This window comes from Algoriphagus chordae (assembly GCF_003254055.1).
Taxonomy (GTDB): domain Bacteria; phylum Bacteroidota; class Bacteroidia; order Cytophagales; family Cyclobacteriaceae; genus Algoriphagus; species Algoriphagus chordae.
On record NZ_QKZT01000004.1, the window covers coordinates 276,956 to 288,065 of the forward strand.

General features: G+C 40.8%; 8 protein-coding genes. 6 read left to right on the forward strand and 2 right to left on the reverse strand.

Annotated elements, in window-relative coordinates:
- The first annotated feature begins 111 nt into the window (after positions 1 to 111).
- The 3 genes from LV85_RS06530 to LV85_RS06540 are packed head-to-tail and all read left to right on the forward strand — an operon-like array spanning position 112 to position 3,335.
- Positions 112 to 1,512, forward strand: coding sequence for a sensor histidine kinase (locus LV85_RS06530; RefSeq protein ID WP_111317384.1), 1,401 nt, complete (start codon positions 112 to 114; stop codon positions 1,510 to 1,512).
- Positions 1,509 to 2,651 (forward strand): 6-bladed beta-propeller, encoded by a 1,143-nt coding sequence (locus LV85_RS06535; RefSeq protein ID WP_111317385.1) that lies wholly within the window; start codon positions 1,509 to 1,511, stop codon positions 2,649 to 2,651. The genes LV85_RS06530 and LV85_RS06535 overlap by 4 nt, the downstream gene beginning before the upstream one ends.
- Before the next feature lie 3 nt (positions 2,652 to 2,654).
- Positions 2,655 to 3,335: a LytR/AlgR family response regulator transcription factor gene (locus LV85_RS06540; protein WP_111317386.1), complete on the forward strand. Its 681-nt coding sequence runs from the start codon at positions 2,655 to 2,657 to the stop codon at positions 3,333 to 3,335.
- Positions 3,336 to 3,374: 39 nt separating this feature from the next.
- Here LV85_RS06540 and LV85_RS06545 read toward each other — a convergent pair whose 3' ends face one another.
- Complete coding sequence (locus tag LV85_RS06545; RefSeq protein WP_111317387.1) at positions 3,375 to 4,247, reverse strand: AraC family transcriptional regulator; 873 nt, start codon at positions 4,245 to 4,247, stop codon at positions 3,375 to 3,377.
- A gap of 142 nt (positions 4,248 to 4,389) precedes the next feature.
- On the opposite strand from LV85_RS06545, the gene LV85_RS06550 reads away from it, so the two are divergent.
- The 3 genes from LV85_RS06550 to LV85_RS06560 all read left to right on the forward strand — a co-directional run bounded on the left by LV85_RS06550 (position 4,390) and on the right by LV85_RS06560 (position 10,056).
- Positions 4,390 to 7,911: a PVC-type heme-binding CxxCH protein gene (locus LV85_RS06550; protein ID WP_245942186.1), complete on the forward strand. Its 3,522-nt coding sequence runs from the start codon at positions 4,390 to 4,392 to the stop codon at positions 7,909 to 7,911.
- 2 nt (positions 7,912 to 7,913) lie between these two features.
- Positions 7,914 to 8,774, forward strand: coding sequence for a sugar phosphate isomerase/epimerase family protein (locus LV85_RS06555; protein WP_111317388.1), 861 nt, complete (start codon positions 7,914 to 7,916; stop codon positions 8,772 to 8,774).
- A gap of 169 nt (positions 8,775 to 8,943) precedes the next feature.
- Positions 8,944 to 10,056, forward strand: coding sequence for a Gfo/Idh/MocA family protein (locus tag LV85_RS06560; RefSeq protein ID WP_111317389.1), 1,113 nt, complete (start codon positions 8,944 to 8,946; stop codon positions 10,054 to 10,056).
- Between the two features lie 194 nt (positions 10,057 to 10,250).
- Here LV85_RS06560 and LV85_RS06565 read toward each other — a convergent pair whose 3' ends face one another.
- On the reverse strand, positions 10,251 to 10,628 hold the full coding sequence (locus LV85_RS06565; RefSeq protein ID WP_111317390.1) for a hypothetical protein: 378 nt from the start codon (positions 10,626 to 10,628) through the stop codon (positions 10,251 to 10,253).
- Between the last annotated feature and the right edge of the window lie 482 nt (positions 10,629 to 11,110).

Genomic DNA, 11,110 nt, shown 5'->3' on the forward strand with positions numbered 1-11,110 from the left:
GCTCATGTACAGACATAGCGGCCAAAAAGGAGAACCAGAAAAGATCACCTTGAACATCCAGACGAATCTAATTGAATCAAGGTAGTCTAACTTATTTAATATTAGTGAATTATGAAATCAAAAAGTCTTGTTTTTAGGGATATAGAATGGTGGGTTCTTACCTTCGTGTTTTTGACCATCATCATCGTCAACATCCTAAATAGCTTCGGTACCACCTATAGTGATATGATGCGATTCTTTGGTTATATCTTTATGCCAATCGTACTTTACGTGGGGTTTTACCTGATTCACCTGGTTATTATTCCCAAGTTCCTCCGAGATAGGAATGTGCTACACCTCATACTTTTTAGCATCTTAACAGCTGTACTCACCGGAGTTTTTTCTGCACTATGGGCAGCAGGAATTGGAGGATCCATGCATAGATTCTTTAGATTCTATTTCAGTGTTTTGGCTCTTTATCCAGGATATCTGATCACGGTGATTCTACTCGGAAAAATGCTGACTCCACCCAATTTTCAAGATTTTCAACTCTACAATGGAGTTCGATTATTCATGATTTTTCTGTTCACTACGATTTTCCTATTTATATCACAACTATTTGTAAATGAGGTAGTATTGGTAATATTATTAGGCATAATACCTTCCATCCTTATATTAGTTATTTATAATTACTTCTTGCTTTACAGGAATAAATTGGCTGGAAATATCAAGGCATATCGCTGGTACCTATGGGGATTGATAAGCGTTATAATGATTGTGTTTTTCATTATCGCGGCAGAAAACAATGTCCCTGAAATCATGCTGCTAGGCCTTGGGATGATCGCCTTATTGGTCTTCGTGATCTTTCCTTTCTCCAATTTGATATTTGCAAAATATGAAACCTACCTAGGAAGGATAGATACACTCTCTGTCCAAGTGAATCAAAGCTCTGCCAACTTGAGCTTCCTTCGCTCTCAGATCAATCCACATTTTCTTTTCAACGCCCTGAATACACTTTACGGTGCTGCGCTGATGGAAAATGCGGAGAAGACTTCTGATGGTATTCAGAAATTGGGAGACATGATGCGCTTTATGCTACATGAAAACCAAATGGATAGAATCCCGCTTAGCAGGGAGATTACCTATCTAAGAAACTACCTGGATTTGCAGATGTTGCGCTTCAAAAACGAAGCAAATCTAGAGGTATCTGTGCAGATCTCAGATGATATCTGCGAGGGCAGTATCGCTCCTATGCTGTTGATTCCTTTTGTAGAAAATGCCTTTAAACATGGCATCAGCACCAAAAACAAATCTTGGATCCGAATCAATCTACGCTGTCTCAAAGGTTCGGTTCACCTGGATGTGGTGAATAGTATTCATCCCAAAAAAGCTACTGAAGCCCCAAAGGAAGAGTCTGGAATAGGTTTGGTCAATGTCAAAGAGCGATTGAAGGTGCAGTACCCTGATAGGCACAATTTGAGTATCGTTGCCAATGATGAAGAGCATTTTGTCCATTTTTCAGTTCAAATATGATCAAGATTAAAACTCTGATTTCACCTGTACTTGTAGGATTGAGTCTAATTGCCTGCGGAGGATCCGAACAAATTTCAGAAGAGTCTAAGGATTTAACGATTCCTTTTTCGGAAGCAGAAGAATTTAAGCTTACAGATTTTGTAGAGGAGCAGCAATACATTCTTCTTAGCACCGAAGAAGCTGCTTTATTCAATAGAGTGGATAAGCTGATCGCAAAAAATGACCGCTATTACCTCTTTGATCATCTCGCAGAATCTGGCATATTGGTTTTTGATAAGGAGGGGAATTTTCTTCAAAAGATTGGTGAATTTGGCGAAGGTCCACAGCAGTTGAAAGGGATCACGGACTTCCAAGTTGCGGATAATGGGGAGCTACAAGTTTTGGACAAACTCAGAAAATCCATTGTTATTTATTCGCCAGAGGGCATTTGGAAGGAAAAGGTAAAGCTGCCTGTGAATGCCGGAGGCTTTGCCCAATTGGGAGATAAATGGGCACTTGCTATAAATTACGATAATCAAGCGGATAGTTTAATTAGCAATCAGATCCTAGGCATTTTTGCTAATGATATGCAAGTGGATAGCCTGTATTTTCATTATCCCGAAGGAGCGGATAATGTCAATCTATATTATCACGCAGGGCTGTTGAACGCCGGGAAAAATACTCTGATCTATCATCGACCACCCAATGACACTATAAGTTTCTTCACCTCAACTGGGGATTTGAGCAAACGTCTGGTGATTGATTTTGGCGAAAATCGATTGCCTGAGGAAGCGGTCAATGACTTTGATATAGTTTCTAGCTATAAAAAACAGGAAGCTTCCTATCGCTATTTACAAACTCCCGCCTTACTTGCTGGAGACAATATTTTTGGCATAATACTCAGCACAAAACAAGAATTCTGGACTTTTGCTTATCGTATCAGTTCTCAGGAATTATATACTACCAAGGTAGATATGACTCAGCTGCATCTAAAGGACATGCTTCTTCCAACTGCTTATCGTGATGATAATGTGCTGATATCGATGATAGATCCTGTTACCTTTAGTCGGGATGCACAGCCGGCAGCCTATCCTGAGGAGGTCCGAATCTACTTAGAAAATGAAGGTTCTGTTTTGCTTCTACATCATTTAAAACCTTAAACTATGATTCAAGCCATTGCAATAGACGATGAATCCATGGCTTTGGAAGTAATCAAAGCACATGCTTCTAAAGTCCCTTTTTTAGAATTGGTTGCCGTGTTTACCGATGCTGTGGATGGCCTTGAATACCTCAAGTCAAATCCCGTTGACCTAGTATTTCTAGATATTAATATGCCAGATATTTCCGGTGTGGAACTGGCAGCACTCTTACCCAAGGAAACGCTCGTTGTATTCACTACGGCTTATTCTGATTATGCAGTGCAAGGATTTGAGCTTGATGCAATCGACTATTTATTGAAGCCATTTAATCTGGTAAGATTTCTCAAAGCCTGTCAAAAAGCGCAGGAATGGCTGGAACTTCAGCCTAATAATGAGCCGCAGTTTATTTATGTGAAAACTACAGAAGGTCAGGTTAAAGTCAGATTTGACGAGTTGATGTGCTGCGAAGCTACGGGCAATTATGTGACTTTTCATCTGAAAAATGAGCGATTGATGAGCCGCTTAACACTGGCTGAAATCGAAAAGTCGCTTCCCTCCTTTTTCCTCAAAACTCATCGCTCTTATATCGTGAACATGAAGTTGGTGGATAAAGCTGAGCGACATCAGTTATTGATCGGCATTAATTCTTTTCCTGTAAGTAGCACTTATATGGAACTGGTGCTAGAAAAGTTTGGGAATAATTGAGATACTAATCTTCGGGAATACCATGAAAAGTACTCCTGATCAAAAAGAATCCAAGTATTCTTTTCTATAGTTGAGCGGAGTTTTTCCTATGCGGTCTTTAAACTGTTTATTGAAGTTAGAAAGTGTGGGAAAACCGCTTGAAAAGCAAACTTGACTAATATTCAAGTCTTCGTCTTGAAGTAATTTTCGTGCGTTACTAATGCGTACATCCCCCACAAAATCAGAAAAAGACTTATTTACCCTGGACTTAAAATAGCGACTAAAGGCACTTTCAGACATATTTGCCAAGGAAGCTAGCTCATGCAGGGTTATTTTGTCTTGAAAATTTTTCAAAATGTAATCTAAGATCTCCCCCATTTTATCTTTTTCTGATACTGGATGATCGTAGGAATAATTGACTTGGGTAATTGGTAAAAGCTCAGAGGATTCAGCCAAAACAAGTAGAATTTCTAGCAACTTAATAATGCTTCTAACTCCTTTCAGATTGACCAAATCTTTCATCTGCTGAGTTACTATTGCATTGGTTTCTCCAGTAATTTCCAAACCTCGGGCGGACTGAGATAATAGTTTGGAAATACCTTCAAACTCTTCTTTTTCTAGAGATCCATTTCCCAGGAAGTTTTCTGGGAAATAAATCACGATTCCATGAATATCCAGTCCGTTTGCTGGTTCAAAGTAAGCGTTATCACTCCGCCAAACATGCGGTAATCCCGGTCCAGTCAATACCGTATCTCCACCTTTGAAAGGTTTGATATGATCACCGATATAGCGGGTGCCACTGCCACGCAGAATCGCCACCAGCTGATATTCAGGATGTGCATGCCATTGCTTGTCGTAATAAGGATCTCTCATATCTCGAATAACGAAGGCTTTCCTATCGGGTATTCCAGATTTCTGAAGAGGCTCTTTCATGGGTTCTTGCTGATTTACTATGTTAATAGTATGTTTTCAAGGTTAAATTTGACAAAATTCAGTCATTTTTCAAGCTTAAACAGGGAGAAAGGGTCAGATTAATACAAGAATTTAGTAGGCTAAATAATGTATAATTATAGATATGATTTTCAAAACCCAAAAAGTTCCTAAATCACCCTTTTATGCTTTGGTGATTATAATGCTAGCTTTCCTCGCAGGATGCGGAGGAAATAGCAACAAAAACTTCCTTTCATCTACCGAACCAAGACGAGTAGAGATCCTAGTTCTTGGGCATGAAAGCGAGCATCACAATTCGGAGAAATTGATGATGTACTTGGAAACACCTCTTTTTCAAAAAGGGATTAACCTCAGTTATACAACAGATATTAATGATCTGAACTCCACTACACTGAATAATTACGACGGGCTAATGATCTATGCCAATCATGAGCAAATCAGTCCTGAGCAGGAATCAGCCTTGAAGTCTTATATAGAAGGTGGGAAAGCCCTGATCCCAATTCACAGCGCTTCTTTTTGCTTCCAGAATTCACCTTGGTACATCGAGGCAGTTGGTGGGCAGTTCAGCACTCATGGTACCGGTGATTTCACCGCCACCATCGTTGATGCCGCACACCCTGTGATGCAGGGAATTTCAGAGTTTGAAACCTGGGATGAGACTTATGTACATAGCCAAGTGAATCCAGACATGCATATCCTGATGGAGCGTGTAGATGAGAATGGCCAAGAACCCTACACTTGGGTTCGTGAGCAAGGCAAAGGCCGAGTGTTCTACACTGCTTATGGGCATAATGAAAAAACTTGGGAGCATGAAGAGTTCCAAAACCTCGTAGCAAACGGTATCCTTTGGGCTGTAGGAGACAAAGTCAATAAGCTGTTGGTAGATTACAATATTCCTACTCCTCAATTTGAAAAAGCAGATATTCCAAACTATGAGAAAAAAGATCCAGCACCTCGCTTCCAGCTTCCGCTTTCCCCTGAGGAATCCATGAAACTGGTTCAGGTTCCAGTAGGTTTTGAGTTAGAGCTATTTGCTTCAGAGCCAATGATCATCAATCCTATCGCGATGGCATGGGATGAACGAGGTAGATTATTTGTGATCGAAACCACAGACTATCCAAATGAGATCCGCAAAGATGGTGGTGACGACAAGATTAAAATTTTAGAAGATACTGATGGAGATGGTAAAGCTGATAAGGTGACTATTTTCGCAGATAAACTGAATATTCCTACCTCTATCATGGCTGTCAATGGCGGCATGGTAATTTCCATGGCTCCTGACTTTGTATTCCTAAAAGACACAGATGGTGATGATGTAGCGGATGTACGTGAAGTATTGATCAATGGATGGGGAAAAAGTGATACCCATGCTGGACCCTCCAATCTGAAATATGGATTTGACAATAAAATATGGGGAGTATTGGGTTACTCAGGCTTCAATGGCGAGGTAAGTGGCGTAAAGCATTCTTTCAGCCAGGGAGTTTACCGATTCAATCCAAATGGTTCTAACCTCGAATACCTAGGTCACACCAGTAACAACACCTGGGGATTGGGTTTCACGGAGGATTTTGAAACATTCATATCTACTGCCAATGGACAGCACTCGGTATATTTCTCCATGGCAAACAACTACTTGAAGAGACCAATTTATCAAGGGTCTGCAAATACCGTACATGGCATAGATACACATTATGATATGCCGCATTTGACTCCATTTTTGAGACAAGTCGATTGGCATGGAAGTTACACAGCTGCTGCGGGGCACAATTTTTATACTGCTAGAAGTTTTCCTAAAAGCTATTGGAACAGCGTAGCCTTTGTAGCTGAGCCTACAGGTCGAGTGCTTCACGATGCCAAAATACTTCCTGAGGGTTCTGGCTATACTGAAAAGAATAACTTCAATATCTTGGCAAGTTCTGACGAGTGGTTCTCCCCTGTTCATGCAGAAGTGGGACCTGATGGATCGTTATGGGTAGCTGACTGGTACAATTTTATTATCCAGCACAACCCGACTCCTCGTGGCTGGGACAATGGTGATGGCAATGCCTACATCAACCCTATGCGTGACCGGGAGCATGGTAGAATTTACCGCATTACTTATAAAGGAGGCAAGCCATCAAAGACATTTAATCTAAAAGACGCAGAATCTGATGAGCTTTTGGCAGCCATTCAAAGTGAAAACATGTTCTGGAGACTCACAGCTCAGCGTCTGATCGTAGAGAAAAAAGACATGGATATCTTGGAAGGTCTTTATGATATCATCAACAGTCAGAAGGTAGATGAAATTGGCATCAATGGCCCAGCGGTTAATGCACTTTGGGCTTTACAGGGATTAGGAGCATTGGATGGTAATAATTCAAAAGCACAGCAAATCGTAGAGAAAGCTTTGACTCATCCATCTGCTGCAGTTCGTAAAAATGCGCTTCGGGTAATCCCTAGAAATCCAGACGCTATGCAAGCTATTTTGACGGCTAACCTAATGCAAGACCCAGATCTTCATACTCGGAAATATGCATTCTTAGCAGCTTCCGAAATGCCATTCTCCGAAGAAGCGGCGAAGAAATTACTTCAAGCCACAGCTGTTGAAGAAAATCAAACAGACGCTTATATCCCTCAGGCTATATTTGCAGCAGTATTGTCACATCCTACAGCTTTTGCTGATCGTGATGCTGGAAACGCAATGAATGATACACCAGATGTAGAATTAAGTCTAGCGGATAGAATTTCTAGAAGTTTGGTGGCGGAGCAATACAATTTGGATCAGAGAAATACCATTCTATTCCCACCAGATCCTGCAGGAAAAGAAATCGATATTAGAATTATCGTATCCAAAGCTGAGGATGAGATGAGAGGTATTCTAGCAGCTCAGGGTAATAGAACAAACGGATACGAGTTGTATATCTACCAGAATGCAGTCCACTTTGCGGTAGCTCAGCATGAGAAAATTGAAATTATCAGCTCGCGCAAAGGTCTTCCTGAAGAGCAATTTACAATAGATGCATCCTTGAAAGAAGATGGAAGCATGTCCCTGAAAATAGACGGAAATGAAGTCGCTAAAGGCAAAACCAATGGTTTATTTACTGAGCCACTAAGACCAGAACGGGTACGTGTAGGTCAGGATGACAGTAGAAACAGAATCGGAAACTATGAAGGTAACTGGTGGTTCAACGGACGTTTGAGTAATAAATCAAGTCTATCTCTGAAAAAACCAGGAGCAGGCATTGTTCAAGAAACTGCTGTTGCTGAGGCAAAACCTGCTACAACAGCTAGCGGAACGGTAATCAAAATTGCTGTAATTCCTCACGAAATGAAATTCGACAAAACTGAGATCAGAGTTAAAGCTGGTTCTCAGGTGACGATTGATTTTGAGAATCCTGACTTTATGCAACATAATCTTGTAATTGGAAAGGCAGGTTCTTTAGAGGCGATTGGAAAAGCTGCAGATGAGCTAGCTCGAGATCCTAAAGGTGCTGAGCAAAACTTCGTGCCTAAGATTCCTGAAGTGATAGTTGCTTCAAGCTTAGTTGATCCTAATGGCAAGGAGGCTCTAGTCTTCACTGTTCCAAATGAGCCGGGCGTATATCCATTTGTTTGTACAGTCCCAGGTCACTGGAGACTGATGAACGGAACCATAATAGTAGAATAAAGATGGCATTAGACGTAAAATTTGGGGTGAGTACATGGTTATGGACTTCCCCCTTCAGTTTCGAGACACTGAGTCTATTGCCAAAAATCAAAGCCTATGGTTACGATGTAGTGGAGATTCCAGTGGAAGATCCTGCTTTGATTGATATTCCAGAAGTGAAACAAGCGCTTAGCGATAACGGTCTTGAGGCTGTTATCTGCGGAGCCTTTGGGACCAGCAGAGATTTTACAAATGAGGATCCCTCCTTTCACAAAACTAGCTTTGATTACTTAGATCAGTGCTTTGAGATAGCTGCTGGTTTGGATGCCAAGTTTGTAGCCGGACCGATGTATTCTGCTGTAGGAAAGGCTAGGTTGGTTTCTCCCGAGCAGAAAAAAATTGAATGGAATAGAGCAGTGACGAACCTTAGAATCGTTTGTCAAACTGCCAGAAAATTTGGTTTAGATATCGCTTTGGAAACACTCAATCGCTTCGAGACTGATTTGATCAATACATGCGAGGAATTGATGCGATTGATCGCAGATATCAATGAGCCAGAAGCAAAGGTGATCTTGGATGGTTTTCACATGAATATCGAAGAACCAAACCCAGAGGCAGCTATCAAACTTGCTGGAGATAAACTGATTCACTTTCAGGTTTCGGAGAATTACCGAGGCACGCCTGGCACAGGGACGACGCCTTGGGCGGCCTACAAACGAGGTCTAGAAGCGATCAATTATACTGGAGTAGTTTCTATAGAAAGCTTCACTCCTGAGGTAAAAGAATTAGCTGGTGCGGTTTGTATCTGGAAACCTTTGGTACCTTCTCAGGATGGCTTCGCCAAAGAAGGAATTGAATTCCTGAAAAGCTGGGCAGCAAAATGATTTACGAATTAGGATTTACGTCAGCAACTTATACAGCGAAGTTTTAATTGACTCCGAACGAAATCCTAAATCACTTTAAATTCAGTAAAAATACCGTCGACTATGGACTGTTGCCTATCGACTTCTTTCAAACTAAAACAACCTTTTTTAACCCTAGAAATAAATAATCATGAGTAATAAACCATTCAATATCGCAATTATAGGCCTTGGATTTGGAGCCGAATTTATTCCAATCTATCAGAAACATAAACTGGCTAAGATGTATGCTATCTGCCAGAGAAATAAGGAAAAGGCTGAGGAAATCGGAAAGGCTTTTGGGATAGAGAAAGTCTATACGGATTATGATGAGTTATTGCAGGATACAGAGATCGATGCAGTTCATATCAATACACCAATCCAAAATCACGCTGAGCAGTCTCTAAAAGCACTAAGAGCAGGTAAGCACGTGGCCTGTACAGTGCCGATGGCTACTTCTGTAGAGGATTGTAAGAAAATCGTGGAAGAAGTTCAGCGAACAGGCTTGACTTATATGATGATGGAGACGGTGATTTATAGCCGCGAATTCCTTTTCGTAAAGGAAATGTATGAGAAAGGTGATCTGGGTAAAATTCAGTTCCTAAGAGCATCACATCAGCAAGAAATGGCTGGCTGGCCTGGATACTGGGAAGGCCTCCCTCCTATGCATTATGCTACGCATTGCGTGGGACCTGTTTTGGCTTTGCCGAAGGCCCAGGCTGAATACGTGTCATGCTTTGGTTCAGGACGAATTGACGAAGAATTAATTCCAAAATACGGTTCTCCATTTGCTATCGAAACATGCCATATTAAATTCAAAGACTCAGATCTGTCTGCTGAGGTGACTCGATCGCTTTTCAACACAGCTAGACAGTATAGAGAGAGTTTTGATGTCTATGGCTCTAAAAAGTCCTTTGAGTGGACTTTGATTGAACACGAGGATTCTGTGATTCATACTGGTGAAAGTCCTGAGAAAGTGAAGATTCCTGATTATGGACATTTACTACCAGCCGAAATAGCGCCATTCACCACGGCTGGAGTATATGACGGGGATGACAATCAGCATTTGTCCTTTATCCAAGGTTCAGGTCACGGCGGATCTCACCCACATTTAGTCAATGAATTCTTAAATGCTTTGACTGAGGAAAGAGCACCTTATCCAGATGCCCAGGAATCAGCTAATATTACTTGTGTGGGTATACTGGCTCATGAATCCGCCATGGATGGAGGTAAGATCATCTCGTTGCCAGCCTTTACTTTAAAATAAGAAAAGATAGGTCTTCGGACTAAAAACAATAAACTAGTAGGAGGTAAATATAGAGCTTCGAAAAGCTCACTGTTAACTGACTACTGGGTTAGATTGGGTTACAAGACGAAAAAGGTGGCAGAATGTTCTGCCACCTTTTTTCGTGTTGATAAGTCATAATACCAACTTATCCAATTTAGGCTAGAAAATGAAAATTACTTCACTCTGGTGCCTTCTGCATCAAACATACCCATTAGGTCACCTTTGGCTTTGTCTGCATCTACCTTTGTCAGGGAAAGTGTCACATCATAGCCAGAGATATAAAACGCGGTATTGATTACATCACCTTTTATGATTACAGAACTCATTTTTTTCTCCTCTACAACTCCTTCTTCCATGAAATAGCCTGTAATCTTCCCGTCTACAGTTTCAAATCGCACAGGAATGGTGGCATCACCATTAGGAGTTCCTTTTACTAATACATTCCATTTGCCTTCGAAATACTTCTCGTCAGGGTTATTAAGGGCAAAAGCAAAGCTCATGGTCACTAACAGCACCAATGTGCTTAACATTGTAATTTTACTTCTCATCATATTTAGGGTTATTGTTTATATTTGATACAATAAGTAAAAAATATCTGAAAGCTCAAATTTTGGATCAGAAATTATTATTAGCGGGGCTCAGCAAGCCAAGCTTTGGTAAACCTATTTTTTGATGAGGACAGTCAGAAATATAGAACCAATACAATGGAGATCCCATCTCTATAAATGAACCTGTCTTTTTTACCAAGAAGATCTACTGACTGCTTTCCCTATCTAGCCAAACTAAGCAAATACAGAATTGTCGCAAAAACTACTTCACTTTATCTTGGCATTAACTACATAGCTAAAATAGGCAGCAATTGTTAGGAAAATCAGATTTAAAAAGTAATTAAAAAGGAGAGATTAATGCCCTAAAATACAAAAAGGGAAACATTTCTGTTTCCTTTTTGAGCCTCCTATCGGGATCGTCCCGATAGCTATCGCGGACAATGACCTACTGATATCTGACAAGTAACTTCTGCGAGATTTCAGGA

Bases quoted from the DNA above. Each gene is read 5' to 3' on its own strand.
- LV85_RS06530 (WP_111317384.1), top strand. From the start codon at position 112: ATGAAATCAAAAAGTCTTGTTTTTAGGGATATAGAATGGTGGGTTCTT.
- LV85_RS06535 (WP_111317385.1), top strand. From the start codon at position 1,509: ATGATCAAGATTAAAACTCTGATTTCACCTGTACTTGTAGGATTGAGT.
- LV85_RS06540 (WP_111317386.1), top strand. From the start codon at position 2,655: ATGATTCAAGCCATTGCAATAGACGATGAATCCATGGCTTTGGAAGTA.
- LV85_RS06545 (WP_111317387.1), bottom strand. From the start codon at position 4,247: ATGAAAGAGCCTCTTCAGAAATCTGGAATACCCGATAGGAAAGCCTTC.
- LV85_RS06550 (WP_245942186.1), top strand. From the start codon at position 4,390: ATGATTTTCAAAACCCAAAAAGTTCCTAAATCACCCTTTTATGCTTTG.
- LV85_RS06555 (WP_111317388.1), top strand. From the start codon at position 7,914: ATGGCATTAGACGTAAAATTTGGGGTGAGTACATGGTTATGGACTTCC.
- LV85_RS06560 (WP_111317389.1), top strand. From the start codon at position 8,944: ATGAGTAATAAACCATTCAATATCGCAATTATAGGCCTTGGATTTGGA.
- LV85_RS06565 (WP_111317390.1), bottom strand. From the start codon at position 10,628: ATGATGAGAAGTAAAATTACAATGTTAAGCACATTGGTGCTGTTAGTG.